Raw genomic sequence first — 25,613 nt, forward strand, 5'->3', positions numbered from 1 at the left:
TTCGCGCCTAGCCTGCTCAAGCGCCGAAGTGATACCAGCGACGACGGTCTCAAAGGCAACGCCACGATCAGTGTGGGCCTGCGGGTCGAAGAACATCTCGACATGGGTCAGCCCGTCCTGCTGCACCCGCATCAGATAGGCCCAGGTCAGATCGTGGAAATCGCGCTCGGTGATCAGAACCGACATGCCAAGGTAATAGATGTCGAGGAAATCCTGCAGGCAGTCGAACTGGTAGGCATTGCGCACATCCTCGACCGTTTCATATGGCAGGTCGACCTTGTTGCGCCTGGCCAGTTCCAGCATCAACTCAGGCTCCAGTGTGCCCTCGATATGCAGATGCAGCTCCGCTTTCGGCAAGGTGTCGATCAGGGCGTTGGCTAGGTCGGTCATCCGGGCCTCCGGGGCAAAATGGGATTTGTTCAAGGATGAGTCCTCTGCCGCCACCGGGCAAGGGCCGCGGAAGTCATTTGAGCAAATATTCATCCTCGCGTCACAGCAAACTTGCGATAACCCCGCGTCGCTGACATCTTCGCGGCAACGCAAGGGTCTGTGCGCTGGTGCGGATCGCGAGAAGAAAAGAGAGACGACATGAAGGTAAGAATGGCCCTGCTTGGCGCAGGGCGCATCGGCAAGGTCCATGCCAAGGCAATTTCGGGCAACGCGGACGCGGTGCTGGTCTCGGTCTCGGATCCGTTTGCAGAGGCCGCCAATGCGGTGGCCGCCGAGTTCGGCTGTGATCTGCGCAGTATTGACGAGGTCGAAGCCTCTGATGATGTGGATGCCGTGGTCATCTGCACACCGACCAACACCCATGCCGATCTGATCGAGCGGTTCGCCCATGCGGGCAAGGCGATTTTCTGTGAAAAGCCGATCGATCTGGATATTGCCCGCGTGCGCGCCTGCCTTGCTACGGTGGATGAGACCGGCGCAAAGCTGATGCTGGGCTTCAACCGGCGCTTCGACCCGCATTTCTCTGCGGTCAAAGCTGCGATTGCCGAAGGCCAGATTGGCGCGGTGGAACAGATCACCATCACCTCACGCGATCCCGGCCTGCCGCCGATGGAGTATATCGACGTCTCGGGCGGCATTTTCCGCGACATGACCATTCATGATTTCGACATTGCGCGGTTCCTGCTGGATGAAGAAGTCGAGACGGTTCAGGCGACCGGGTCGGTGCTGGTCGACGCGGAAGTTGCCGATCATGGTGATTTCGATACCGCCATGGTCATGCTGCGCACAGCCAGCGGCAAACAATGCACGATCCTGAATTCCCGCCGCGCGAACTACGGTTACGACCAGCGGATCGAGGTACATGGTTCGACCGCCATGGTCTCGGCCGAGAACCAGCGACCGGTCTCGATCGAGATCGCCAATAGCACCGGCTATACCCGCCCGCCGCTGCATGATTTCTTCATGACGCGGTATACCGAGGCCTACGCCGCCGAAATCTCGGGCTTCATCGCTACGATCCGCGATGGCGCACCGGTCTCGCCCTCGGGCGAGGACGGGCTGAAAGCGCTGGCACTGGCCGAAGCTGCGCTGAAATCCGTGGCCGAGGGTCGCAGCGTCAAGATCTCCGAGATCACTTGAGGCACCCAATGGGAGACACATCTTGAAAAGTGATTTGCTGCGAAAGCCCTCCGGGACCTCAGGCAAGGTGCATGACATCACGCCCGGCAGCGCGCGCGGCCCGCAAAGCCCCGATTGGGCCTATGTGGGATTTGGCCTCTATCATCTGAAAGCGGGCGAGCGGGTGTCAGAGCCGACCGGAGACCGCGAGACCATTCTGGTTCTGGTCGAAGGCAGGGCGCAGATCGCCTGCAACAGTCTCGATTTCGGCGAGATGGGTGACCGGATGAACGTGTTCGAGAAAACCCCGCCCCATTGCGCCTATATCCCCGATGACGATCACTGGTCCGCCACGGCGACAAGTGATTGCGTGTTGGCGGTCTGCACCGCCCCGGGCCACGGCACCCATCCGGCACAGCGGCTCGGTCCCGAGGGCATCACCCTGACCCCGCGCGGCAAAGGCCAGAACACCCGCCATATCAACAACATCGCGATGGAAGACCGCGATGTCGCCGGCAGCCTGCTGGTGACCGAAGTGTTCACGCCGGACGGCAACTGGTCCAGCTATCCCTGCCACCGCCACGACGAAGACAACTTTCCCGACATGACCTATCTGGAAGAGACCTATTATCACCGCCTCAACCCCGGTCAGGGCTTTGGCATCCAGCGCGTCTATACCGAGGATGGATCGCTGGACGAGACCATGGCGGTCAAGGATGGCGATGTGGTTCTGGTGCCCAAAGGGCATCACCCCTGCGGCGCGCCTTACGGGTATGAGATGTACTACCTGAACGTGATGGCCGGACCGCTGCGCAAATGGCGGTTCAAGAATGATCCCGATCACGATTGGATCGCACAACGTGATGCCTGACGCTTGCGCCCGGCAATTGCTTTACCGCAGCCAGAGATATGCTGTCATTCGCTGTTGCGGTCGTCGAGCTCGTTCAAGAGATCCAGCAGCATCTCGTATTTCTCCGCGCCCAACCGCGCGCGGGTGGCCTCAAGCAATGCGATGCTCTTGTCGAGATTGTCATTGATGATCTTTTCGCCCGCGTTCGTGACGCCCACGATCTGACGGCGTCGGTCGGTTTGGTCGGTTTCGCGCTCGATTAACCCCTTGCCTTCGAGGTTTTGCAGGATGCGCGTCAGGCTGGGCAGCAGCAGGCAGGCCTTGTCGGCAATCCGGGTCGGGTCTTGCGGGCCATCCTCTTTCAACACCCGCAGCACGCGCCATTGCTGTTCGGTGATCCCCACATCGGCCAGCATCGCACGCACCGGGCCCATCACCTGCTCGCGCGCCCGCAGCAGCGCGATGGGAAGAGAACGGGAGGTACGTGGCAAAGTCTTGGTCATGTCCCACTGTCACCCAAAGCGCCGTAGGCTGCAACCACAGAGGGGTAAGCATATGACGATTAAATGACAAATCGCTTGCAATCCCCGCATCAGATCGCGTTTTGTCGGGGCGCTTGGGGCAAAGGGAGACGGGACAATGCCAGCACCAAAAAACACATTCAAGCAGGCTCTGAAACAGGGCAAACGGCAGATTGGCTGCTGGCTCAGCTTTGCCGAAGAAGTGACGGCAGAGGTAATGGGAACGACCGGGTTCGACTGGCTGGTGATCGATGGCGAACACGCCGCCAACGATATCCGCTCGATCCGCGCCCAACTGATGGCGCTGGAGGCCAGCGCGTCGCATCCGGTGGTCCGGGTGCCCATCGGTGAGACCTGGATCATCAAGCAGGTGCTGGATGCCGGGGCGCAAACCGTGCTGGTCCCGATGGTCGACAGCGCCGAACAGGCGCGCGAGCTGGTCCGCGCCGTGACCTATCCGCCAAGCGGCACGCGTGGCGTTGGTGCCGCGGCGGCGCGCGCGACGCGGTATGGCGAGATCACCGATTACGTCAAAACCGCCGGAGACGAGATCTGCCTGCTGGTTCAGGTCGAGAGCCGCGCGGGCATCGCGGCGCTGGACGACATTCTGGCCGTTGAGGGCATCGACGGTGTCTTTATCGGCCCGGCGGACCTGTCGACCGATATGGGGCTGCATGGCAACAGCGCCGACCCCGAAGTGCGCGCGCTGATTGCCGACGCGATCACCCGTATCAAGGCATCCGGCAAGGCGCCGGGCTGCCTCGGCGTGACCGACGAGGCGGTGCAGGCCTATCTGGATATGGGCACGCAATTCATGGCCGTGGGGCTCGACGTGGTTCTGCTGGCGCAGGCGGCGCGCGCAAAGGCGCGGCAATGGCTCAGCTGATCGTGGATTTGATCTGCTCGGCGGCGCGCGCATAGCCGCCCGAGGCGCCGTCCACCAGATGGATATGATCGTCGCGGACCACCGAGGGCACAAAGCAGGTGGTCATCGCTTCGTCCTGCTCGAACAGGCCAAAGCGCAGGATGCCCCTGCCTTCGGCCGCTTCAAGGATCTGACGCAGGCGCTCCACCGTCGCGGCATCGCAATCCAGCGTCATTTTCAGCCCGTCATCGAATTTCCTGAAATCGGCGTTGTTAGTGACCATATCGGCGTAATGGACCGGGTCGAACTCCCCCGCTTTCACACCGGTCTTGAAGAAGAACCATGCGATCAGATTGCCAACCAGAAGCTCTGCCTTGCGCCGCAGCAGCGACCGGCCCCCGCGCGACACGTGCGCCTCAAGCGCGAGGCCCGGTGGCGGCCAGCGCACACCGGGACCGCCCAGCGGCAACGGATGCCCGCCACGGCTGAGCGTTTCGACCACCGCCACGATCTGCCGGGTCACGGCGGCGAAATCGCCCGGCGCGGTCTCTGGACAGGGCTGGATCACCACCGACAGGATCGTGCCGTTGCGCGCGGGTGCATTGTTCCAGCGGCAGGACAATCCGGTCAGGTCAGGCTGCGCACCGGGATCGGCCAGCGGGATGGCGTTCATACCCTCCTTCATCCGCGCCTCTGCCCAGGACAGGCCACCGCCCCCGAACATCGCATAATCAACCCCTGTCGAGGCCTGATACCGCGAGACCACGACATCCAGCCCTGCCTCTCTGATCTCGCCAATCGGGAATTGGGCTGCCCGCAATTCCAGTCCGAACTCCTCTTCCGCCCAACGCCGCATGACGCCAAGTACGGCGCGGCTGGTTTCGGAAAACTCAGGAGGGACCGCAAAGCTCGCCCCGTCGCCCCCAAACACATAGGGGAAGGCATGCCCGCCGCCGGCATTGATCTGGGACGAGATCACCGCCGCCCCGACCATATTCACCATTTTGTAACGCCCCTCGGCGATATGGCGGGTCGATCCGACGATATCCGCGGTGCCGATCTGCCAGCCATCGGGCAAGGATGTGTAGTTTGCGAGGTCGGTCAGGTCAGCAAAACGGCTGATCAGGGGCAGTCCTGCGAAATAGTCACTGCTTGAAATGTGCTGATCCATAACCTGAACATACAATCTAAACCAATTGAAACACCCATGGAAACCTGCTGGTGTCTTGAGATATACGGCATGCCATGCCGCCCGGATCACATTCGCGGTCCAGACGGGGTGCGGATGCACCCGCCGCCAAAGGATATATGTCACTGATGCAGGACCTGCGCGTCATCGCCCCAAATCTCAAGCGCAGGCTGTCCGGCGTGACCACAACCGTGATCCGTCTGGTGCCACTGCAAAGCCAGTGGATCGGGATCGCCGCAACCGGGCCAGGCCTGCCGCCCGAAGTGCCGCATATCCCGCTGATCAAAGTGCCATTCCTGTCGCGCAGGCTGTCGCGGGTCTGGCACGCAAGGCGCAATACCGAGATGGTCATGGGGCTGTTCCTGAAACATGTCCTGCGCTGCAACTTCAAACTGCTCTTTACGTCTGCCGCGCAGCGAGATCATTCCGGCTATACCAAATGGCTGATCTCAAAGATGGACGGGCTGATCGCAACCTCACCGCAGGCCGCCTCGTTTCTCGAACATCCAGCAAGGGTCATCATGCACGGCGTCAATACAGAGCTGTTTCATCCCGCCGAGGACAAAGCCGCGCTGCGCCACGAGTTGAACCTGCCCGAGGGGCTGCTGATCGGCTGTTTCGGGCGGATCAGGCCGCAAAAGGGCGTTGACCTGCTGGTGGACGCGGCGGTGGACCTGCTGCCGTCCCGACCCGATATCCATATCGTCTTTACCGGGCGCGCCACCTCAGAGTTCGAAGCCTTTCAAGCCGAACAGGAACAGAAGCTGGCCGCAGCGGGGATCGCTTACCGTGTGCGCTTTCTGGGTGAGCGTCCGTGGGACGAGATCGTCAGGACCTACCGCGCGCTTGACCTCTTCGTCGCCCCAGCCCGGCATGAGGGCTTTGGCCTGACCCCGCTTGAGGCGATGGCTTCGGGCGTGCCTGCGGTGGCCTGCCATGATGTCGGGGCCTTCAGCGCCCAGATCGTTGATGGCAAAACCGGGCGGCTCGCCGAAAAGGACAATGCAGATGCGCTGACCGAGGCGCTGCGTCAAATGATCGACGACCGCGCAGCTCTGGCAAGCGCGGGGATAGCCGCCCGCGAACATGTGGAATCAAACTTCGCCATCGAAAGCGAGGCGCGCGCCATTATCGAGGTCTATCGCGGCCTGCTCGGCGAAACGTGACCACAAACCGGCACAAACGTCACGTGATCTGTCCATTATCCCGCTATTGCCTCTTTTTTCTCGCGATGAACACGGCTATGTAGCCGCGTCCTTAATCCAGGAGACAATAAGATGGGCTATCGCGTCGTTGTCGTCGGCGCCACGGGTAACGTGGGCCGCGAAATGCTGAACATTCTGGCTGAACGCCAGTTCCCCGTGGACGAACTTGCCGCGCTGGCAAGCCGCCGTTCGCTGGGCACCGAAGTCAGCTTTGGCGACAAGACATTGACAACCCAGGATCTGGCCAATTTCGATTTCACCGGCTGGGACATGGCGCTGTTTGCCGTGGGCTCTGCCGCGACCAAGGATTACGCGCCCAAGGCAGCCGCCGCTGGTTGTGTGGTGATCGACAACTCGTCGCTCTACCGCTACGACCCGGATATCCCGCTGATCGTGCCCGAGTGCAATCCGCAGGCGATCCACGGCTATGCCAAGAAGAACATCATCGCCAACCCCAACTGCTCGACCGCGCAGATGGTGGTGGCGCTGAAGCCGCTGCATGACCGCGCCAAGATCAAGCGTGTCGTCGTCTCGACCTACCAGTCGGTGTCCGGCGCGGGCAAGGACGGCATGGACGAGCTTTGGGATCAGACCAAGGCGGTATACAACCCGACCTCGGAACATCCGCCCAAGACCTTCCAGAAGCAGATCGCCTTCAACGTCATTCCCCATATCGACACCTTCATGGAAGACGGTTCGACCAAGGAAGAATGGAAGATGGTCGCCGAAACCAAGAAGATCGTGGACCCGGCGATCAAGGTCACCGCGACCTGCGTACGGGTGCCGGTCTTTGTCGGCCATTCGGAATCGGTGAATATCGAGTTCGAGGATTTCCTCGACGAGGACGAAGCCCGCGATATCCTGCGCGAGGCACCGGGCGTGATGGTGATCGACAAGCGCGAGGCTGGCGGCTACGTCACGCCGGTGGAATGCGTCGGCGATTTCGCCACCTTCATCAGCCGTATCCGGCAGGATTCAACGATCGACAACGGGCTGAACCTGTGGTGCGTCAGCGACAACCTGCGCAAGGGCGCCGCCCTGAACGCAGTTCAGATCGCCGAATTGCTGGGCCGTGAGGTTCTCAAGAAGGGCTGAACCCCTTAGAATTTAATGTCAATTTGAGACACCGCTCGATCTAAATCGGATCGGGCGGTGTTTTGTTTTCATCCCGGCGGCCCCCTGCACAGGTGCAACCGACGCGCGAGGCGAGGGTGAAGCGATTCGGTTTCTTGTATTAAGCGCGAACAAAATACTGCCCGAGTCTCAAAATCATGGCGATCTCGCGACCAGATTGCGAACAGAGATAGTTAATTTCCCGTTAAAAGTGTGATTTACCACATTTCCGCCACGAAATTGCACGATTCCGGGCAGATTTCGCCCGAACCATGAGGCCATAGACGACAAAAACCGAACAAAGGAGATGGCGGATGGCTCCCAACGCGCTCTCTCGTAGTACCGGTAAAGTTGCGGCGCGGGTTATGCGCATTGAAAATTCCACAGCAGGTGACAGCCGCCAGCGGCTTCCGGATTTGACACAGTCCGAGCTCGAAAAGCTGTTCAATCAAGCCCACCGGCTGGAGCCCAACAAACACGCAAAACGCGATGAAACCCCGAGCAGTCCCAAACCGTCCGCGCAAACCCTCACACCGAACCAACCGGACTGAGCCGCAACCAGATCGGGACAGAGCCTGATCAAAGGGGAATTAGACCATGACCAATGTAATCGCCCTCACCGCCACCACATCCACCGCGCCTAAAACATCGCAGCCCCACCACTCCGACAATATCGTTTCGATCGAGGACTGGCGCACCCGCCCCCATCCGGTGCGCACACCAAATGGCGTATTCTTCGTCACCAACATGTGGGGACATTCGGGCGACGCTGCCTGATCTAATTTCCTCGATCACTTTTTACATCTTCGCCCCCAGCCAAGGAATGACCATGACACAATCGTTTCTCGAAACCGCCCGCGCCAACCGCCTGTCCGCTCTTGCCCACCTGAAGCGCACCCGCCAGAACACGTCCCGCAGCGAGCATATCCTGAGCTTCGCGGAACGTCGCGCCGAGCGCATGCCACCGCTGGTCTTCACCTCGTGCCGCAGCAAACCCGCCGAGACAGCTTTGGCAGCCTGACCCCTACACTTCGATCAACAGCCCCCGGTGGCGGAAGGCAACCGAAAGGTTGTCTTTCGCTTTTTTGGCGGCACCCTTGCGCATTCCCCTACCGATTGCAAAGCTCACCCCGAGTTCCAACGAGGTTGAGCCATGCGTTTCACGATTTCATTGATTGCACTCATCTGTGCCCTGCCGGTCCGGGCTGATGTCATTCCGGCAACCAGCAAAGTCACCGAGGTGACGATGCATCCCGACAGCGCGACGATCCTGCGCACGGGCAGTGTCGAGATCCCTGCTGGCAAACATCGGCTGGTGTTGCGCGGCGTCCCCGACAGCGCAGCGGCAGAAAGCCTGCGGGTCACTGTCAGCGGCGTGCGTCAGATCGGCACCATCATTCGCGATGACTTCAGCCCGCCCCATGACGCAACCGCGCCCGAGGTGAAGGCCGCCGAGACGCGGATCGAAGAGATCGAACAGCGCATCCGCAGCGTGCGCGACGACGCGGCGCAGGCCCGCGCGGCGGTGGCAGCCTCGGAGGTTTCGATCGAGTTTCTGCGTAAGCTGGGCGAGAATGAAAGCATGGCCGAGGCTGGCGCGGATACCCTGCGCGACATTGCCCGCATGATCCGCGAAGAGGCAGGCGCGGCCAGCCAGACCGCACTGGATGGCGAGGTTCGCGCCAGAGCGATCGAAGAGGCGCTGAAAGACCTCAACCAAGACCTCGCACAGGCGCAGCAAGCGCTTGCCGCAATTGCGCTGGAAGATGCAGACAGACTCTATATCGCGGTCGAGGTCAGCGCGACCGAACCTGTGACCTCGGACCTGACCCTGAGCTATCTGGTCAACTACGAGACCAGTTGGGCCCCGACCTATGATTTCAACCTGATCACCGGCGACGATCCCAGCGTCGAGATCAAACGCAGCGCGTTGGTGCAACAGGAGACCGGTGAAAACTGGACCGATGTCACACTACACCTGTCGACAACCGAGGCAACGGGGCAGATCGCCGCCGAGACGCTGTTCCCATATCTGCGCCGTATCGAAGAGCCCAGACCGCTTCTGAAACAACGGGAACTTGTGGCCGCAGCACCAAGGACGATGGAGGCAGATGCCGGCAGTCTGGCAGAACCGGTCGTCGAACCCCCCGTCATCGTCGAAGAGGTTGAGCTGTGGTCCGAAAGCAATCTGCTCCTCACCTATTCCGAACCAGTTTCGATTGCCTCCGGCGCCGATATCCTCAAGCTGCAGTTGGACAGCTTCACCGAGGCAGCGGATGTTCGGGCCGTCGCGGTGCCGATCTATGATCAAACCGCCTATCGCGTCGCCCGGATGGTTAATTCCACCGGGCGCGAGTTGATCCCAAGCAGCCACGCGACCCATTATGTGGATGGCCAACTGGTGGGGTTTGAGGCATTCCAGGGGCTGACCTCGGGCGAGGAGACCGATATCGGGTTTGGCCCTATCGAAGGGTTGCGGCTGACGCGGGATATTCTGGACCAGAACGAGGGGGATCGGGGCATTCTGACCCGCTCGAACCAGCGCGAGGATCGGGTCGAGATTGAGGTCGAAAACCTCACCGAAGAGGATTGGCCGCTGCGCATTCTCGACCGCGTGCCCTATTCGCAGCAGGAAGATCTGGAAATCCAGTGGGTCGCGCGCCCGAAACCTTCCGAGATGAATGTCGACAAACAGCGTGGCATCCTGGCCTGGGATCTGACGCTGGCGCCGGGGCAAAGCCAGACCATCCAGCTCGACACCACGCTGAGTTGGCCGGAAGATATGGTTTTGCGTTGATTAGAGCCAAAGAAGGGCCGCTTTCGAGGCGACCCCTCAATCCCGGGTCAGCGCGGCCAGGGCAGCGAATAGGTCTTCACATTGGTGAAGAACTTCATTGCCTCAATGACGCCTTCCTTGACGCCATTGCCGCTATCCTTGATGCCGCCAAAGGGCGACATCTCGATCCGATAGCCGGGCTGTTCCCAGATATTGCAGGTGCCCACATCCAGCCCGTTGACAAAGGCGATGGCGCGATTCAGGTCATTGGTGCAGACGCCCGAGGACAGGCCGAACTCGGTCGAGTTTGAAATCCGCATCACCTCGGCATCATCATCAGGCACGCGCACGATGGGCACGATGGGGCCAAAGGTTTCCTCCATCACCAATTCGCTGTCATGGGGCACCTTGTCGACCACGATGGGCGGCAGCAGCGCGCCGTCGCGACCGGGGTGATAGAGAATCTCAGCCCCCTCTTTTTCCGCCATATAGACCCGCTTTTCGAACAGTTCCGCCGCCTGCGCATGGATCACGCAGCCCAGCTGCGTCTCTGGATCTTGCGGGTCACCGAACTTGATCGCCTTGGCCTTTTCCAACACCAGCGGCACAAAGCGACCCGCGACACTTTCCTGCACCAGAATGCGTTTTACAGCGGTGCAACGCTGCCCGGAGTTGCCAGTGGCCCCGGCCACCGCAATCGTGGCGGCCTTGTCCAGATCCGCATCGTCAAGGTCGTTCAGCACGATCAGGGGATCGTTGCCGCCAAGCTCCAGCGCCTGCCGCTTGTAGCCCGCTTTTTCGGCGATGATCTTGCCGACCGGAACCCCGCCGGTGAAGGTGATGATGTCGATATTTTCATTTGTCACCATCTCGTCGCCGATATCCTGCGGCCAGCCGGTCACCACCTGGAACATCTCGGGCGGCAGCCCTGCTTCATAGAGGATATCGGCCAGCGCCAGACAGGTCAGAGGCGTCAGTTCGGTCGGTTTGCAGACCATGCAATTGTTGGTCGCGATTGACGGCGCGATCTTGTGGCTGACCATGTTGAGCGGGTGGTTGAACGGCGTGATCGCCGAGATCGCCCGCACCGGCTCGCGTGTGGTGAAGATCTTGCGATCCTTGCCGTTATGGGTCAGGTCGCAGGAGAAAATCTCACCATCGTCATGCATCGCCTGCGCGGCGGCAAACTGATAAACATCCTGGGCGCGCTTCGTCTCGTAGATGGCGTGCTGATGACAGATGCCAAGCTCCAGTGTCAGCCATTTGGCCATATAGTCTCGACGCTCACCAATAAGCTCGCCCGCGTGCTTGAGGATTTCACTGCGCTCATAGCGGCTGAGTGTCGGTTTGTAATTCGCCGCGATCTCAAAGGCGCGCCTGGCGTGTTCTGCAGTACCGGCCGGAACGGTGCCCACCACCTCATCGGTATAGGGATAGTGCACGGGCACCACATCGTCGGTGAAGATAATTTCACCCCCGATGCGCATGCCTTCGTTGCGAATGTCAGCCTTTTTCATTGGTCCATCCATCATTCAAAGCGCCGCCGCTGTTGTTGCATAGAAAAACGCATCGAAGTTGCGAAGCTCCGGTTGCGAGGGCAGGTCGATCCTGCGGTTCACGATAAACGGAACTTCCTGTTCGGTCAGCCCACCATGGCTGCGCAGCGGTTCCTTGAGAGCGGCCAGATCGTGGCGATGTTCCGAGGTGCCGATGCAGATATTCTCGCCCGAAACCATGACCACGTCTCCGATCCGGTCACCGGGCAGTTCGAACTGCGCGATGGCCTCTTCCTTGCTCAGCACATGGGTGATGCCATCGGTCGCCCGCAGTTTGGCGATCACATCCGCCCGGTCCGCGCCGTCAGGCAGGTAGGCGGTGGCAAATGAGCCCAGCGCCCCGTGATGCACCACATATGGGTCTGTGATCGGCAGGATGACGCGGGCGGCGTCCTTGCCCAGCCACTGATCCATCAGGTCCTGCACATAGACCACATTGGGCGAGCCATCGGCATGATGTTTCGGCTTCATGCCGTGGTCGGCGGTCACGACGATGGCCGCGCCCATGGCGTCGAGCTCGGTCAGGTAGCGGTCGAACATCTCGTAGAAGGATTTCGCCTCGGCATCCTCGGGGGCAAATTTGTGCTGCACATAATCTGTCGTGGTCAGATACATCACATCCGGCTGCCAATCTTTCAGCAGCTTGACCCCGGCGGCAAAGACGAACTCGGACAGGTCGGCGGAATAGACCTCCGGCTGGGGCATGCCCAACCATGCGCTGGCCTTGTCCTGCCCGTGCTCGGCAGCGGTGGAACTGTCGGAGCGCTCCGCCGAAAAGCATTTTGCCCGGTCCTCGTCGAACTTCAGCCCCGCCCCCAAGAGCGCGCGCAGCTTATCCTTGGCGGTGACGATGGCGACCTTGGCACCGGCATCGTAGAACTGTTTGAACACGGTCGGCGCGCGCAGGAAGCGGACATCGTTCATCATCACCTCTTCGCCAGTTTCCGGGTCGATCAGGTAATTGCCGCAAATACCATGCACGCTGGGCGGACGCCCGGTTGCGATGGACAGGTTGTTGGGGTTGGTGAAGGAGGGGATCACCGAATGTGCCAGCCGGTCGGTGCCTGCCTCGCGCATGCGTTTGAGGGTCGGCATCAACCCATCGGCGATAGCCTTGTCCAGATACTCCGGCTCGCACCCATCCAGACAGATGGCGATGGCGGGCACTTTGGGCATCGGATAGACGCGCTCATTGGCCTCGACGGGGGTATGCAGGGTCATTTCGGTTCCTTTGTCAGATCAGGCGGCCAGTTTGGCGCGTTCTTTCAGGGCGGCGGCGGGCGGCGCGGCGCTGGCCACCCCCATGTCATCAAGTGTCTCTTTGGCGGCCTCGACCACCTGCCGCATCACATGCTCGTCCATCTGCCCGATGCAGCCGATCCGGAAACTGTCGACCACGGTCAGCTTGCCGGGATAGATGATGAACCCTCTGTTTTTCATCAACTCATAAAACCGGTTGAAGTCAAAACGCGGATCGTCCGGGCAGAAGAAGGTCACGATGATCGGGCTGAGCCAGCGGTCATCAAGCAGGGTCTCGAACCCCAGCGCGCGCATCCCGTCGACAACAACATCGCGATTCCGGGTATAGCGTGCGCCGCGCCCGGCAACGCCGCCTTCTGCCTCATGGGCACGTAGCGCTTGCAGAAAGGCCGCGACCGCATGGGTCGGCGGGGTGAACCGCCACTGGCCGGTCCGCTCCATGCATTCCCACTGGTCAAATACATCCAGTGCAAGAGAGTGGCTATTGCCCTGCGCTGCCTCCAATTCAGAGGTGCGGGCAATGACGAAACCGAATCCCGGCACCCCTTCGATGCATTTATTGGCGGAAGAGACCATCGCCTCGTAGCGGATATCCGAGGGCCGCAGCTCAATCGCTCCAAAGGCCGACATGGAATCGATCAGCAGCTTGCGCCCGGCAGCATGGGTCGCCTCGGCTATTTCGTCGATCGGGTTCAGAATACCGCTGGAGGTCTCGCAATGGATCGCAACCACATGTGTGATCGCAGGATCCTCGGCCAGAAGGCGGGCGACCTCTGTGCCGCGCGGTGGCAGGTAATCGCCCTTGTCCAGAACCGTGTGATCGCGTCCCAGACAGGCCAGCGTCTTGACCGCTCGCTGCCCGTAGGCCCCGTTGGCCAAAACCAGCGCCTTGCCGTCGCAGGGCAGGAAACTGCCCAGCATCGCCTCGACCGCATAGGTGCCGGAGCCCTGAATGGGAATGCAGTCGAACGCCTCAGCCCCAGGGCCGAGGAGTGCCTGCAATCGGGTGCGCAACTCGCGGGTCATGGCGCGGAAATCATCGTCCCAACTGCCCCAATCCCGCAGCATCGCCTCTTTCACCTCATAAGACGTGGTCAGCGGGCCGGGCGTCAGCAGATAGGGTTCGCCCAGCCTCGGTGCCTCGATCCTGCGATGTTGCGAAGTCATGGCCGCGATTCCCGAGCTGATGCGCTGCCGCCATATTTGCCAAAGCAGGGTCCATATGTGAAATTGAATTAAGCGATCAATCCATAGGTTTCATTTATGCGCAATTCGGCGACGGTCCCAGTCCGCTACAGTCAGTTAAAAGCCTTCCACAATGTGGCTCTAACAGGTGGATTTTCGCGTGCCGCCGAGGCGTTGAACTTGACACAGCCGGCGATTTCCGAGCAGGTGCGCAAGCTTGAGCAGGATCACGACGTGCTGCTGTTTCACCGCGAACGCAAACGCGTCCGCCTGACCGGGGCCGGAGAGCGCCTGTTTCACCTGACGCGGCAGTTTTTTGAGGTTGAACAGCAGATCGAAGAGGTGATGTCGGAATCCGGAGCCGCCATTGATGGCGAGCTGCGCATCATCGCGGATTCCGCCCATCACGTCACCGACCTGCTGGGCCGGTTCCGGGCGCGCTATCCGAATGTGACGATTTCCCTGCGCTCGGGCAACACCGCCGAGGTGGTCGCACATCTGCGCAGCTACGCGGCCGAGATTGGGGTTGTCGGTGGCTTGCCCCCGGGGCGGGACATGGAGGTGATCGAACTGGCCTCGACCGAGATCACTGCCTTCGCAGCCCTCGATATGGTGCCGCACAAACGCGACCTGACCCTTGCCGACCTGACACAATATCCGCTGATCTTCCGCGAAGCAGGCTCTAAAACGCGTCAAAAGCTCGAAGAACAGGCTGAGGCGCGCGGCCTTCACCTGAAACCGGCCATCACCGCCGAAGGGCGCGAAGCGGTGCGCGAGGTGGTCGCGTCGGGCGCAGGGATCGGTTTTGTCTCGCGGGCAGAATATGTCGAGGATGCCCGCCTGCGCCAAATCCCGCTCAGCGATATCCGGGCCGAGATGAGCGAGGCCATCGTGCATCTTGCCCAGCGCCGCGATGTGCGAGTGATCCGCGCCTTCATGGACGTGGCCCGCGAGGTACACGGGCCACACGAGCCTTGATCAGGCCAGTTTCTCGCGCAGGATTTCCCGCAGATCGAAGGCCGCGCGCATCAGGTTGCGGGTGTACTCTTGTGTCGGGTTATCAAAGACCTGTTCGGTCAGCCCCTGTTCGACGACCTCGCCTTCGCGCATGACCATCACGTAGTCCGACAGCGCCCGGACCACGGCCAGATCGTGGCTGATGAAGAGGTAGGACAACGAATGTTCCTTCTGCAGCCGCCGCAATAGCTCGATCACCTGTTTCTGCACGGAGCGGTCCAGCGCCGAGGTCGGCTCGTCCAGCACGATCACCTTGGGCCGCAGCACCACCGCGCGCGCGATCGCGATCCGCTGCCGTTGCCCGCCCGAGAACTCATGCGGGAAACGGTTGCGCATCGAGGATTCCAGCCCGACATCGTCCAGCGCCTGCGCCGCGCGGTCGGCGCGTTCGCGCTGGGACAGGCCCGGTTCGTGAACCAGCAGCCCTTCGGTGATGATCTCGCTCACCGTCATCCGGGGTGAGAGCGACCCGTAAGGGTCCTGAAACACCATCTGCAGCCCATCGCGATAGGGCTTCATATGGGCCCGGTCCAGCCCGCTGATCTCTTGCCCCAGATAGACCACGCGACCATCCGAAGGCAGCAATTGCAGCAGGGCACGACCCAGCGTCGATTTGCCCGAGCCGCTTTCACCCACGATACCGATGGTCTGTTCCCGGTGCAGGGCGACGTCAATGCCTTTGACGGCGGTGAACTGCGTGTCCTTGGTCAGAAAGCCACCCGGCGAGCCAAAGGTCACCACTACATCCTTGCCTGACAGCATCACCTCAGCATCTGCAGCTGGGGCGTCTTTCTCGCCCGAAGGTTCGGCATCCAGCAGCATGCGGGTGTAATCGGTGGCGGGGTTATGGAAGATTTGCTCGGTCGCGCCCTCTTCTTCCAACTGGCCCTTGCGCATGACATAGACCCGGTCGGCAAATGCCTCGACGATGCCAAGATCATGGGTGATGAACAGGATCGACATGCCCAGCCGCGCCTGAAGCTCGGCCAGCAGGTGCAGGATGTCGGCCTGAATGGTCACGTCCAGCGCTGTGGTTGGTTCATCCGCGATCAGCAGGTCGGGATCATTGGCCAGTGCCATGGCGATCATCACCCGTTGCCGCTGCCCGCCGCTCATCTCGTATGGATAAGACTTCATGCGCCGCTCGGGATCGGGAATCTGCACCAGCTTGAGCAGTTCAAGCACCCGCGCTCGCGCCTTGGACCGCGACATCCCGCCATGCACCATCAACGGCTCACAAAGCTGATCCTGAATGGTGTAGAGCGGATCGAGCGAGGTCATCGGCTCCTGAAAGATCATCGAGATCTTGGCACCGCGGATCTTGTTCAGCTTCTTCACCGGCAGGTTCAGAATCTCGTCCCCGCGATAGCGCACCGACCCGGTCGCATGCCCGTTCGAGGCCAGAAGCCCCATGGCCGACATCATAATCTGGCTTTTGCCCGACCCGCTTTCGCCCACAACAGCGACCGTCTCGCCACGCCGGACATGCATCGACACGCCGCGCACCGCTTCGACCGTGCCGTCGGGCGTGTCAAAGTTGACGCGGATATCGTCGATCTCAAGAACGCGGTCTTTATGGATTTCCTTTGCCATGTCAGCGGTCCTTCGGATCAAGCGCGTCGCGCAGGCCATCGCCCAGGAAGTTCAGAGCAAAAAGCAGGATTGTCATTGTCGCCGCCGGATAGAACAGCATGAACGGCGCGTTGCGCATGTTCTTGGCCCCTTCTGAGATCAGCACACCCAGCGAGGTCAGCGGTTCCTGCACGCCAAGGCCCAGGAAGCTGAGGAAGCTTTCCAGCAGGATTACCTTGGGGATCAACAGTGTCATATAAATGATCACCGTCCCGGCGGTGTTCGGAATGATATGCCGGCGCACGATGGATTTGCCTGACACGCCCAGCGCCTCGGCCGCCTGCACGAACTCACGCCGGCGGAGCGACAGGGTCTGGCCGCGCGTGATGCGCGCCATATCCAGCCACTCCACTGCACCCACGGCAAGGAACATCAACACAAGGTTGCGACCAAAGAACACCACCAAGAGGATCACGAAGAACACGAAAGGCAACGAATACATCACGTCGACAAAGCGCATCATCACGTTGTCGACCCTGCCGCCGATAAACCCTGCAGTCGCGCCATAGATCACCCCGATCGTCAGTGCGACAGCCGTGGCCAGCGCGCCGATCATCAGCGAAATCCTCAGCGAGATCAGGATGCGCGAAAACAGATCGCGCCCGTTCGCGTCGGTGCCCATCAGGAAGTACAGCTGCTGCACCGAGGCCTTGATCACACCTTTCTTGGGGTCGGCGGGGTCAATGGTGATCTCGGCATCCGAAAAGACACTGGAGCGGTCCAGATAGCGCGAAATGCGTGGGTCGATATCACGGCTGTCACTGGACACCTCGATCCTGACCTTGCCATCCTCGACATCAATCGCGCCAAGATCGACGCGCGCCCGGCGCAGCGCGGATTCGGCGGCCGGGATTACCTGCTCTTCCTGCGGATAGGATTCGAGCGAGGGCTTCACCTTCACAAATTCCGGGTAGACCTTGGAATAGGAATGCGGTGCCACCATCGGCCCGAAAATCCCCGCCAGCGCCAGGATGATCAGCACAAAGATCGAGGCCATCGCGGCCTTGTTCCGCCGCAGCCGCAGCATCGCCGTCGCCCAGAGCGACCGGCTTTCGCCCTGAACGGGCGTGTTATCAACAGTCATATCAGTCATAGCGCACCCTCGGATCGAGAACGGCGTAAAGAAGGTCGACGATCAGGTTGAAGACCACAACAAAGACGGCAACGATCACCACCGTGCCCATCACCAGCGTGTAGTCGCGGTTCAGCGCGCCGATCACGAAATAGCGCCCGATGCCTGGCAGGTTGAACACCTGTTCCACCACGATAGAGCCTGTCAGCAGCGCTGCAGCGGCGGGGCCGAGATAGCTGATCGCGGGCAGAATGGCGGCGCGCAGCGCGTGTTTGCCGACCACCATGTGGGTGGGCAGACCATAGGCTCGCGCGGTGCGCACATGGTCGGACCGGAGCGCCTCGATCATCGAACCACGGATCAGCCGGGTCACCACCGCGATCTGCGGCAGGGCCAGCGCGATCACCGGCAGGATCATCTGGTTCCACTGGCCCCAGCCCTGCGCGGGCAACCAGCTCAGGATCACCGCAAAGACCAGCGACAGAACCGGCGCAACCACAAAGTTCGGCACCGTGATGCCGAAGGTCGCCACCGCGATCACCGCGAAATCGGTCTTGGTGTTCTGGCGCAGCGCAGCGATAGAGCCCAGCAACGAGCCAAGGACCAGCGCCAGGATCAGAGCAGTCGCCCCAAGCTGTACCGAGATCGGCAGCCCTTCGGCCAGAATCTCGTGGACCCGCTTGTCGCGATAGATAAAGGACGGGCCCATATCACCCTGAAACAGGTTGCTCAGGTAGATTCCGTATTGCTGCCACAAGGGCTTGTCCAAGCCGAACGTGGCGTTGAGGTTGGCCATCACCGTGGCCTCAAGCGTCCGCTCCTGATCGAAGGGGCCACCAGGCGCAAGGCGCATCATGAAGAACGCTGCGGTGACGATGATAAATAGGGTCGGTATGGCGGAAAGGAGCCGCCTTAACGCATAGCTGAGCATGGATTTGCCAAAGGAGTAGAATGGGTTGATGCCGGAGCGCAGGCCCCGGCACCCAGGTCAGGGTTTACTCGGACAGGCTGATGAAGCGCGTCGGGTGTACGTCCTGAATATTGCTCTCATGACCGGACAGTTTCGGCGAAACCAGATTCATCGACGTGTAGTAAAGCAAGGGGATGAACGGCAGATCGCGCATGAACAGACCTTCGGCCTGCTGCAGAAGGGCCGCGCGCTTGTCCAGATCGGTTTCAGCGGCGGCCTGATCCATCAACCCGTCATATTCGGGGTTATTGTAGCGGGCATAGTTGAACCCGTCATTGTCGGATTCGACCATAAACAGAAAGTTCTGCGGGTCGGAATAATCCCCGATCCAGCCAGCCCGTGCCACGTCGAAATCGCCGCGGTCGCGCAGATGTGCGTAGTGAGCCGAGATGTCGCGCACATTGTATTCTACATTCACGCCCAGATTGGCCCACATATCGCCGATCGCGGTGGCCACGTTCTTGTGGTTTTCCGAGGCGTTATACATGATCTCAATGGTGACCGGGCTGTCGGGCGAGATGCCCTTGGCGGCCAGGATCTCGGCGGCCTTGTCTTCGCGGTCCAGCATTGACATGCCAAAATACTCGGTCTCCGGCGAGCCGACTGAATAGTTGCCGATGCCAGGCGGCACAAAGCTCTCGGCGGCGATCATGTTGGTGAAAATCTCATCCGCCAGAAACTCGCGGTCGATCGCCATGGAAAGGGCCTGACGGACTTCGGGATCGGCCAGAACCTCGTCCTCGTGGTTGAGCGCATAATAATAGGTGCCCAGATAGGGCGTGATGCGCGTGGCATCGCCATGTGCGGATTTGAGACGTTCCAGATCTTCGGCGGGCAGGTCGTCGCAGCTGTGTACTTCACCCGCTTCCCAAGCACGCACGCATGTCGCCCGATCCTCGAATGGCAGAAAGTTGACTTGGTCGATGGCGACATTCGCGGCATCGTGAAAATTGGGATTCTTGGTCAGGACGACCTTGTTGTTGAGGATATTCTCGCTCAGCGTATAGGCCCCGTTCGACACCATATTGCCAGGCTGCACGAAATCCGCGCCATGCGCCTCAACCGTGCCCGGATGCAGGGGTAGTCCAGTCTGGTGGGTCAGCAGTTCGATAAAGAACGGGGTGGCTTGCGCCAGCGTGATTTCCAGCGTCTTGTCGTCCAGCGCCTTAGCGCCCAATTCCGACGGTTCAACCTCACCCTTGTTGATCGCCTCTGCGTTCTGGATCGGGTAGAGGATGTTGGCATATTTCGCGCCGGTCTCGGGCGTCATGATCCGCCGCAGCGAAAAGACGAAATCGCCCGCTGTCACCGGGTCACCATTCGACCATTGCGCATCCTCACGCAACTTAAATGTGTAGACGAGACCGTCATCGGTCACTTCCCATTCCTCGGCCACGCCGGGCACGACCTCAGCCTTTTCGTTGTAGATGACCAGACCTTCGTAGAGATCACGCAGGATGTGCGCCTCGACGGTGGTCGATGTCTTATGCTGGTCCAGCGTCTCGGGATTACCCGAATTGCCCCGCATATAGGTCGCCGCGCTTGCTGCGCTTGTTAGACCTGCGAGGATGGTGGCGGATAGAAGTGTGGTTTTGATCGATAGAGTCATCATGGTTCTCCCTCCCTGATAACGTTTCGCATCCCCTTTCCTACTGCCGAGTCTCGGGCCGACACAACCCCGACAGGAAACAATCAGCCCCATTGGGCCCGAACAATCTCTAACACGAACAATAATGTCGCGCCTTGGCTTCAACCTTTACGATTGTGTCATGATGAGCCTGTCATGGCGCAAAACTCGAAGGCACGCCAAAAGGCGTTTTATCCGCATTCCGCCCGGTCAAGGCATGCATAAACGCAACCAGATCGGCGATTTCATCGTCATTCAGGGTCAGCGATTCGATATCTCGCGCCAAGCTCTGGCGCTGGATTTCGCGCCCGTCTTGCCAGATCACGAAATCGGTGGCCGTAAGCCATTCCGCCTCGGGCAGCTGCGCCAATTCGGGGGTCCATTCAGCTAGCGCCCACTCGGGGTTCAGGTGATGGCGTATGATCCCTTCCAGCGTGGGATAGGCTCCGTTATGGCCATATGGTCCTGTTAGAGCCACATTTCGCAGCATTGGCGTGCGAAACCGATAGGCATCCTCAAGCCGGTCGCTTTCACCCATCCGCCCGACATCGCGCGCGTATGGATCAAAGCGGCGGGTTCTGCCGGGGCCAAAGGGCGGCAGGCCAAGTGCGTGAAACTTCTGATCGGACAAGAGCGGCCCGGAATGACATGCGGCGCATTCCGCCTTGCCATAGAACAGTTCCATCCCGCGTTTCTGCGGGGTGGTCAGCGCAGTCTTATCGCCGCGCAGATACGCATCAAACGGGCTGTCGATGCTCTGCCACTCGACTGCCATGAAAGCCGCCAGCGCATTGCCGATCTCAACAATCGTCACTTGATCCGGCGTTTCGATATGGTCGAACGCCATCACAAAGCCCTGTTCATACTTCGGATCGGTGCGCACCCGCTTGGCCAGAATCGGCCAGGCCGCGTCGATCCGATCATGCACCGCGCCGATGATCTCGTTCTCCGCAGGATTGCCCGCCATCTCGAATTGCGCCACCAGTGGAAACAGCGCCTGCGCAGCCAGAAGCGAGGTCAAACCCTGTGGCAGCCACTCTTCGGCGGGCGAGTCGAAGCCGTTGCCGAACTGGTCCGACTTGCTCAACCGGCCATCATGGAAAAACGTGTGCAGATCGCGCGCACCCAGATTCCACAAGCCCGGCGCGTTGCGCGGGATGCGTTTCTTGATCCGGCTGTCGCCCGTCCCCGCATGCCGTTCAGTGCCCAGCCCGACACCGCCCTCGCCGATGCCCAAAGACAACCCGTCGGAGGTGCCGAAATCGGGGTGGTGGCAATGGGCGCAGGTGATATTCCGGTTGCCCGACAGGATCGGATCGTAAAAGAGTTGGTGACCCAGCGCTGCCTGTTTCGGGTCGGCCTGAATGAAATCCGCATCGCTCAGCGGGCGCGGCAGCGGCTCTGCCGTGACGGGCAATGACAAGACGAGGAAGATTAAGCCATGTATCGCCTGCTGTTTCTTTTGTTCCTGGCACAACCCGCCCTTGGTGATATCGAAGAGGCGCGCGATCTGATGGAAGCGGGACACTTCGAAGCGGCCTATGAGGCGCTTTGGCCAGCCGCGCGATCCGGCAACGCGGACGCCGAGGAATTGATCGGCGTGATGTATGCCATGGGTCTGGGCGTCGAGCGGGACGACATGCGGGCCTTCGACTGGTATCTGCGCGCCTCGATGAAGGGGCATCCCGGCGCGCAATCGGGAATCGGGTGGTATTACGAGGTCGGCCGAGGGCTGCCCGCGCCCGACCTGACCCGCGCCTATTTGTGGTATGCACTCTCGGCGATTGGCGGTGACCCCGATGCGGCGATCAGCCTGGAAGAAGTCGTCAAGAAGATGACGCCGGAAGAGATCGCCAAGGCGCAGGAACTGATCGACGATTATCAACCCTGGATGTACCCGTTTCGCTAAAGCACGGCGCGCAAAAGTGGAGGCCAGTTTTGCGCTCCTTGAAAGTGCGTGATCAAAAGGCGAGACGGGCGGCCTGAACCGCCCGGCCCGCTGTCAGGTCACTGCGTATCCGCCGCACGGCTGGCATTGATCCGCTCTTCGGCCTGGGCCACGGAGCCCACAAGCGCATCATAGGCCTGCTGGCCGCCATCCACATTGCTCGTGAACCACTCGTAAACCGGTGTTGCCGCCTCTTTGAATGCCGCCTTTTCATCAGGCGTCGGCACATAGAGGTCACCGCCACCGGCTACGAAATCCTCATAGGCCTGAATGGATTTGCGCTTGGGCGAAGCAAAAGTCGCCTGCTGAAGCTGATAAAATCCATCGACCACAACAGTGCGCAGTTCCGGCGGCAGCGACATGAACTTCTCGTTGTTCATGAACCACAGCGCGCCCATATAAGCATGCCCGTCCAGCGTGACATATTGCAGCCCGGCATCGGGGAACTTCATGTTCATGATGTCGGTAATGCCGTTTTTAGAGCCTTCTACAACGCCGGTCTGAAAGCTGGTGAACAGTTCCGGCCATGGGATCGGGGTCGGCGATGCGCCAAGTGCTTCCACCAGAACCTGCGGCAGGTCCGCCACCACAGTGCGGATCTTCAGACCTTCCATATCGGCAGGTCCCTGAATACGTTTCTGGGTATTGGCAAAGTTGCGCCAGCCGCCAGTGTTGCCGATGGTCATCAGGCGTATGGCGCCGCCCGAGCCATCCGAGACCATCTGCTTCATGGACTGCATGAAGTCGCTGTCGCTGGCCAGCACCGCCTCGGCCACCCGGTCATCAGCCATCAGGTAAGGCAGATCCAGAACCTGCACGAAGGGAAAGATCCCCGAGGAGCCGCCCGAGGTGGAGATATAGATATCCACATTGCCATCAGCCACGCCCTGCAGGCATTCGGCACCGTTCGAACAAAGCTGCGTACCGATGAACAGCTCGACCTCGATCGCACCGTTCGAGGCGGCCTCGACATAATTCTTGAAGACGACCAGACCGTCATAGTCCTCGTCATTTTCGTTCGAGTTGGCGGTCGCCCGCAGCGTAAAGTCCGCCGCTGACGCTGTTATGGCAGAGCCAGCCAGTATGGCCGCCACGGCCACCGATTTTAAGGCAGTTTTGAGCACAGCGTTTCCTCCCTGTTCAGATACTCATTGTGCGAACCCGGTCAGTCTCGGGATCGTCATTGATATGGCCGGGACATAGGTGATCAGGAAAATCACCAGAATTTCCACGGCGAGAAATGGCAGAATGGCCTTTGCGATAGTCTCAACCCTCTCTTTTGACACCGCCGCCGCCACGAATAAGACCAGCCCCATCGGTGGCGTGGCCAGGCCAACGGTCAGGTTGACGCTCATGATAATGGCGAAGTGGATCGAGTCGACGCCCAGATCGGTAAAGATCGGGCCAAGGATCGGCCCAAGGATGATGATCGCGGGTCCGGCATCCAGAAACATGCCCACGATGAACAAAAGCAGGTTGATCAGGAACAGCAGGATCAGCGGGTTCTCACTGAGATTAAGGATGAACCCCGCCAGTTGCTCGGGCGCATGGCTGAGGCTGACCACGGTTTTGAAGGCCATCGCCGCGCCCACCAGCAGCAGCACCACGGCCGAGGTGATCCCGGCATTGGTCAGGATCTGCGGCATGTCGCGCAGGCTGAGGCTGCGCAGGATGAAGAACCCCACAAAGACCGCATAAGCCACGGCAACGGCGGCGGCCTCGGTCGGCGTAAAGACACCGGCCAGAATGCCGCCCAGGATCAGGATCGGTGTTTGCAGCGGCACCATGGCGCGTTTGCAGACCATGCGGAAATCATGGCTGACCACACGGCGCAGCCCAAGGAAGATGCCATGAGCAATCAGCAGCGCACCGATCAGCAGGCCCCATTGGATCGCACCGCTCGCCTCAGCGCCCACCGGCATGAAGGACCATAGCAGCAGCCCCAGATTCAACCGCACCAGCAGGAAGGATACCCAGGTTTCGGTTTTGCCAAGCTTGGTACCGGTCAACACCACCCGATGCGCCGGCGGCAGTTCATACTTGTCGGCCATCAGCCGGACCATCACCATCAGCCCGACACCAACCAGAATACCCGGCACAATCCCGGCCAGAAACAGCGCCGCGACGCTTTCGCCCATCACATAGGCATAGATGATCATGATCCCCGAGGGCGGGATGATCGGGCCGATCACCGAACTGGCGGCTGTGATTGCGGCGGCGAATTTGCGGCTATAGCCCTCTTTCTCCATCGCCGGGATCAGCATTGAGCCCAGCGCCGAGGTATCGGCCACCGCCGAGCCCGAAAGCCCGGCAAACAGGATCGAGCTGAGGATATTGACCTGCGCCAACCCGCCACGCAGATGCCCCATTAGGGCCTGGCTGAACTCGACAAGCCGGATGGTGATGCCGCCCCGGTTCATCATCTCACCCGCCAGCATGAAGAACGGGATCGCCATCAGCGGAAAGCTGTCCATGCCATTATAGACGTTGCGATAGAGCAGCGTGATGTCCTTTTCCTGCCCGCTGAGCCACAACAGCAAACCCGGCGCTGCAAGCAGCCCGAAAAAGACGGGCAGCCCGATCAGCAGAAAGAACAGAAAGGCGGGCAGGAACCAGATCAGCATCTATTCACTCCCCAGCATTTCGACATCATCGATGGGGCGCAAACGGTCTCCGCCCCCCATCAGCGTCACAAGACCTCGCAGGATCAGCTCGATATTGACCGAGGTCAGCAGGATCACACCGACCAGCAACGAGGCCATCATCCAGCTGCGCGGTATCCGGTACCAGTCGTCAAAGGAAATCGAGACCGGCAGGTAGAGCGACGCGGTGGTGAACTTGCCCCCGAACCCGGTGACTTCACCCCATCCGATCCCGATCGCAACAACCAGCACCAGCAAAGAGACGATCAGCAGAAACAGGCTGAGGATCTGCCCCGGAATGCTGGGCAGCGCGCGACCAAACATATCGATGGCGACAAAGCCGCCGCGCCGGAACGCTGTGGGCGCCATCAGGCCGGTCATCCACAACATGCAGAACCGAGCGGCCTCATCCGGCCAGGGCAGCGCGTTGTTCAGAACATATCGGAAAAACACCTGAATCAGGATCGCAAGCACCATCGCGGCAATCGCGACAACGCCAATGGCACGACCGATCCGCAATGCGAATTCGTTCACGAAGCCAATCGGTGCAAGCACCGACAATAATCCGCCCATGCGGATCGCCCTCCCTTTGGTGCCTGCCGGGTTCGACAGGGCT

The 25,613-nt window shown here is 60.5% G+C and carries 25 protein-coding genes (1 of these 25 cut by a window edge); 11 read left to right on the plus strand and 14 right to left on the minus strand.

What is annotated here, in order from left to right:
* Positions 1-390 carry the 5' end (the start) of an adenosine deaminase gene (locus AB1E34_RS06075; RefSeq protein ID WP_372571442.1) on the minus strand. Its footprint begins 630 nt before the window's first position, so only the first 390 of its 1,020 coding nucleotides appear in the window; its start codon is at positions 388-390; its stop codon lies off the left edge, out of view.
* A 198-nt stretch (positions 391-588) separates the two neighbouring features.
* Here AB1E34_RS06075 and iolG point away from each other — a divergent pair, with 198 nt between their 5' ends.
* Positions 589-1,590: an inositol 2-dehydrogenase gene (gene iolG / locus AB1E34_RS06080; RefSeq protein ID WP_372571443.1), complete on the plus strand. Its 1,002-nt coding sequence runs from the start codon at positions 589-591 to the stop codon at positions 1,588-1,590.
* 22 nt (positions 1,591-1,612) lie between these two features.
* Complete coding sequence (iolB, locus tag AB1E34_RS06085) at positions 1,613-2,440, plus strand: 5-deoxy-glucuronate isomerase (RefSeq protein ID WP_372571444.1); 828 nt, start codon at positions 1,613-1,615, stop codon at positions 2,438-2,440.
* 44 nt (positions 2,441-2,484) lie between these two features.
* Here iolB and hpaR read toward each other — a convergent pair whose 3' ends face one another.
* Positions 2,485-2,922 carry a homoprotocatechuate degradation operon regulator HpaR gene (gene hpaR, locus AB1E34_RS06090; RefSeq protein ID WP_372571445.1) on the minus strand — a complete coding sequence of 146 codons (438 nt, stop codon included), beginning with the start codon at positions 2,920-2,922 and terminating at the stop codon, positions 2,485-2,487.
* A gap of 136 nt (positions 2,923-3,058) precedes the next feature.
* Between hpaR and AB1E34_RS06095 the strand changes: the two genes are divergently transcribed.
* Positions 3,059-3,826, plus strand: coding sequence for an HpcH/HpaI aldolase family protein (locus AB1E34_RS06095; RefSeq protein WP_372571446.1), 768 nt, complete (start codon positions 3,059-3,061; stop codon positions 3,824-3,826).
* Here AB1E34_RS06095 and AB1E34_RS06100 read toward each other — a convergent pair.
* Positions 3,819-4,976, minus strand: coding sequence for a DUF3095 domain-containing protein (locus AB1E34_RS06100; RefSeq protein ID WP_372571447.1), 1,158 nt, complete (start codon positions 4,974-4,976; stop codon positions 3,819-3,821). The genes AB1E34_RS06095 and AB1E34_RS06100 overlap by 8 nt on opposite strands.
* 146 nt (positions 4,977-5,122) lie before the next feature.
* On the opposite strand from AB1E34_RS06100, the gene AB1E34_RS06105 reads away from it, so the two are divergent.
* The 6 genes from AB1E34_RS06105 to AB1E34_RS06130 all read left to right on the plus strand — a co-directional run bounded on the left by AB1E34_RS06105 (position 5,123) and on the right by AB1E34_RS06130 (position 10,109).
* Positions 5,123-6,160, plus strand: coding sequence for a glycosyltransferase family 4 protein (locus tag AB1E34_RS06105; protein WP_372571710.1), 1,038 nt, complete (start codon positions 5,123-5,125; stop codon positions 6,158-6,160).
* A gap of 111 nt (positions 6,161-6,271) precedes the next feature.
* Entirely contained in the window at positions 6,272-7,294 is a 1,023-nt protein-coding gene (locus AB1E34_RS06110; RefSeq protein ID WP_372571448.1) for an aspartate-semialdehyde dehydrogenase, read from the plus strand.
* A 332-nt stretch (positions 7,295-7,626) separates the two neighbouring features.
* Entirely contained in the window at positions 7,627-7,863 is a 237-nt protein-coding gene (locus AB1E34_RS06115; RefSeq protein ID WP_372571449.1) for a hypothetical protein, read from the plus strand.
* A gap of 46 nt (positions 7,864-7,909) precedes the next feature.
* Complete coding sequence (locus tag AB1E34_RS06120) at positions 7,910-8,089, plus strand: hypothetical protein (protein WP_372571450.1); 180 nt, start codon at positions 7,910-7,912, stop codon at positions 8,087-8,089.
* A gap of 52 nt (positions 8,090-8,141) precedes the next feature.
* Positions 8,142-8,333 carry a hypothetical protein gene (locus AB1E34_RS06125; RefSeq protein WP_372571451.1) on the plus strand — a complete coding sequence of 64 codons (192 nt, stop codon included), beginning with the start codon at positions 8,142-8,144 and terminating at the stop codon, positions 8,331-8,333.
* Positions 8,334-8,465: 132 nt separating this feature from the next.
* Positions 8,466-10,109: a DUF4139 domain-containing protein gene (locus tag AB1E34_RS06130; RefSeq protein WP_372571452.1), complete on the plus strand. Its 1,644-nt coding sequence runs from the start codon at positions 8,466-8,468 to the stop codon at positions 10,107-10,109.
* A gap of 47 nt (positions 10,110-10,156) precedes the next feature.
* Here the strand turns inward: AB1E34_RS06130 and phnY are convergent, their stop codons facing one another.
* The 3 genes from phnY to AB1E34_RS06145 are packed head-to-tail and all read right to left on the minus strand — an operon-like array spanning position 10,157 to position 14,071.
* Positions 10,157-11,605, minus strand: coding sequence for a phosphonoacetaldehyde dehydrogenase (gene phnY, locus AB1E34_RS06135; protein ID WP_372571453.1), 1,449 nt, complete (start codon positions 11,603-11,605; stop codon positions 10,157-10,159).
* Positions 11,606-11,620: 15 nt separating this feature from the next.
* On the minus strand, positions 11,621-12,865 hold the full coding sequence (gene phnA / locus AB1E34_RS06140) for a phosphonoacetate hydrolase (protein ID WP_372571454.1): 1,245 nt from the start codon (positions 12,863-12,865) through the stop codon (positions 11,621-11,623).
* 18 nt (positions 12,866-12,883) lie between these two features.
* Entirely contained in the window at positions 12,884-14,071 is a 1,188-nt protein-coding gene (locus tag AB1E34_RS06145) for a 2-aminoethylphosphonate--pyruvate transaminase (RefSeq protein WP_372571455.1), read from the minus strand.
* A gap of 96 nt (positions 14,072-14,167) precedes the next feature.
* Between AB1E34_RS06145 and AB1E34_RS06150 the strand changes: the two genes are divergently transcribed.
* Positions 14,168-15,067, plus strand: a complete 900-nt coding sequence (locus AB1E34_RS06150) for a LysR substrate-binding domain-containing protein (protein WP_372571456.1) — start codon at positions 14,168-14,170, stop codon at positions 15,065-15,067.
* Here AB1E34_RS06150 and AB1E34_RS06155 read toward each other — a convergent pair whose 3' ends face one another.
* From AB1E34_RS06155 to AB1E34_RS06175, 5 genes are all read right to left on the minus strand, one after another.
* Complete coding sequence (locus AB1E34_RS06155; RefSeq protein ID WP_372571457.1) at positions 15,068-16,699, minus strand: ABC transporter ATP-binding protein; 1,632 nt, start codon at positions 16,697-16,699, stop codon at positions 15,068-15,070.
* Between the two features lies 1 nt (position 16,700).
* The gene (locus tag AB1E34_RS06160) at positions 16,701-17,831 is read right to left on the minus strand and encodes an ABC transporter permease subunit (protein WP_372571458.1); all 1,131 of its coding nucleotides are present in this window, start codon (positions 17,829-17,831) and stop codon (positions 16,701-16,703) included.
* Positions 17,824-18,741, minus strand: coding sequence for an oligopeptide ABC transporter permease OppB (gene oppB, locus AB1E34_RS06165; protein ID WP_372571459.1), 918 nt, complete (start codon positions 18,739-18,741; stop codon positions 17,824-17,826). Before oppB ends, AB1E34_RS06160 begins: the two co-directional genes overlap by 8 nt.
* A 64-nt stretch (positions 18,742-18,805) precedes the next feature.
* Entirely contained in the window at positions 18,806-20,392 is a 1,587-nt protein-coding gene (locus AB1E34_RS06170; protein WP_372571460.1) for a peptide ABC transporter substrate-binding protein, read from the minus strand.
* A gap of 169 nt (positions 20,393-20,561) precedes the next feature.
* Complete coding sequence (locus AB1E34_RS06175; protein WP_372571461.1) at positions 20,562-21,830, minus strand: cytochrome-c peroxidase; 1,269 nt, start codon at positions 21,828-21,830, stop codon at positions 20,562-20,564.
* Between the two features lie 18 nt (positions 21,831-21,848).
* Here AB1E34_RS06175 and AB1E34_RS06180 point away from each other — a divergent pair, with 18 nt between their 5' ends.
* Positions 21,849-22,316 carry a tetratricopeptide repeat protein gene (locus AB1E34_RS06180; protein WP_372571462.1) on the plus strand — a complete coding sequence of 156 codons (468 nt, stop codon included), beginning with the start codon at positions 21,849-21,851 and terminating at the stop codon, positions 22,314-22,316.
* A 98-nt stretch (positions 22,317-22,414) separates the two neighbouring features.
* On the opposite strand, the gene AB1E34_RS06185 is transcribed toward AB1E34_RS06180, so the two are convergent.
* The 3 genes from AB1E34_RS06185 to AB1E34_RS06195 are packed head-to-tail and all read right to left on the minus strand — an operon-like array spanning position 22,415 to position 25,570.
* The gene (locus AB1E34_RS06185) at positions 22,415-23,479 is read right to left on the minus strand and encodes a TRAP transporter substrate-binding protein (RefSeq protein WP_372571463.1); all 1,065 of its coding nucleotides are present in this window, start codon (positions 23,477-23,479) and stop codon (positions 22,415-22,417) included.
* A gap of 24 nt (positions 23,480-23,503) precedes the next feature.
* Complete coding sequence (locus AB1E34_RS06190) at positions 23,504-24,979, minus strand: TRAP transporter large permease (protein WP_372571464.1); 1,476 nt, start codon at positions 24,977-24,979, stop codon at positions 23,504-23,506.
* Positions 24,980-25,570 carry a TRAP transporter small permease gene (locus AB1E34_RS06195; protein WP_372571465.1) on the minus strand — a complete coding sequence of 197 codons (591 nt, stop codon included), beginning with the start codon at positions 25,568-25,570 and terminating at the stop codon, positions 24,980-24,982.
* Positions 25,571-25,613: the final 43 nt, after the last annotated feature.

It is taken from the genome of Ruegeria jejuensis (genome assembly GCF_041537905.1).
Lineage (GTDB): Bacteria > Pseudomonadota > Alphaproteobacteria > Rhodobacterales > Rhodobacteraceae > Ruegeria_C.

Coding starts and splice junctions, on each gene's coding strand:
- iolG (WP_372571443.1), top strand. CDS start 589: ATGAAGGTAAGAATGGCCCTGCTTGGCGCAGGGCGCATCGGCAAGGTC.
- hpaR (WP_372571445.1), bottom strand. CDS start 2,922: ATGACCAAGACTTTGCCACGTACCTCCCGTTCTCTTCCCATCGCGCTG.
- AB1E34_RS06095 (WP_372571446.1), top strand. CDS start 3,059: ATGCCAGCACCAAAAAACACATTCAAGCAGGCTCTGAAACAGGGCAAA.
- AB1E34_RS06100 (WP_372571447.1), bottom strand. CDS start 4,976: ATGGATCAGCACATTTCAAGCAGTGACTATTTCGCAGGACTGCCCCTG.
- AB1E34_RS06105 (WP_372571710.1), top strand. CDS start 5,123: ATGCAGGACCTGCGCGTCATCGCCCCAAATCTCAAGCGCAGGCTGTCC.
- AB1E34_RS06110 (WP_372571448.1), top strand. CDS start 6,272: ATGGGCTATCGCGTCGTTGTCGTCGGCGCCACGGGTAACGTGGGCCGC.
- AB1E34_RS06115 (WP_372571449.1), top strand. CDS start 7,627: ATGGCTCCCAACGCGCTCTCTCGTAGTACCGGTAAAGTTGCGGCGCGG.
- AB1E34_RS06120 (WP_372571450.1), top strand. CDS start 7,910: ATGACCAATGTAATCGCCCTCACCGCCACCACATCCACCGCGCCTAAA.
- AB1E34_RS06125 (WP_372571451.1), top strand. CDS start 8,142: ATGACACAATCGTTTCTCGAAACCGCCCGCGCCAACCGCCTGTCCGCT.
- AB1E34_RS06130 (WP_372571452.1), top strand. CDS start 8,466: ATGCGTTTCACGATTTCATTGATTGCACTCATCTGTGCCCTGCCGGTC.
- phnY (WP_372571453.1), bottom strand. CDS start 11,605: ATGAAAAAGGCTGACATTCGCAACGAAGGCATGCGCATCGGGGGTGAA.
- phnA (WP_372571454.1), bottom strand. CDS start 12,865: ATGACCCTGCATACCCCCGTCGAGGCCAATGAGCGCGTCTATCCGATG.
- AB1E34_RS06145 (WP_372571455.1), bottom strand. CDS start 14,071: ATGACTTCGCAACATCGCAGGATCGAGGCACCGAGGCTGGGCGAACCC.
- AB1E34_RS06150 (WP_372571456.1), top strand. CDS start 14,168: ATGCGCAATTCGGCGACGGTCCCAGTCCGCTACAGTCAGTTAAAAGCC.
- AB1E34_RS06155 (WP_372571457.1), bottom strand. CDS start 16,699: ATGGCAAAGGAAATCCATAAAGACCGCGTTCTTGAGATCGACGATATC.
- AB1E34_RS06160 (WP_372571458.1), bottom strand. CDS start 17,831: ATGACTGATATGACTGTTGATAACACGCCCGTTCAGGGCGAAAGCCGG.
- oppB (WP_372571459.1), bottom strand. CDS start 18,741: ATGCTCAGCTATGCGTTAAGGCGGCTCCTTTCCGCCATACCGACCCTA.
- AB1E34_RS06170 (WP_372571460.1), bottom strand. CDS start 20,392: ATGATGACTCTATCGATCAAAACCACACTTCTATCCGCCACCATCCTC.
- AB1E34_RS06180 (WP_372571462.1), top strand. CDS start 21,849: ATGTATCGCCTGCTGTTTCTTTTGTTCCTGGCACAACCCGCCCTTGGT.
- AB1E34_RS06190 (WP_372571464.1), bottom strand. CDS start 24,979: ATGCTGATCTGGTTCCTGCCCGCCTTTCTGTTCTTTCTGCTGATCGGG.
- AB1E34_RS06195 (WP_372571465.1), bottom strand. CDS start 25,570: ATGGGCGGATTATTGTCGGTGCTTGCACCGATTGGCTTCGTGAACGAA.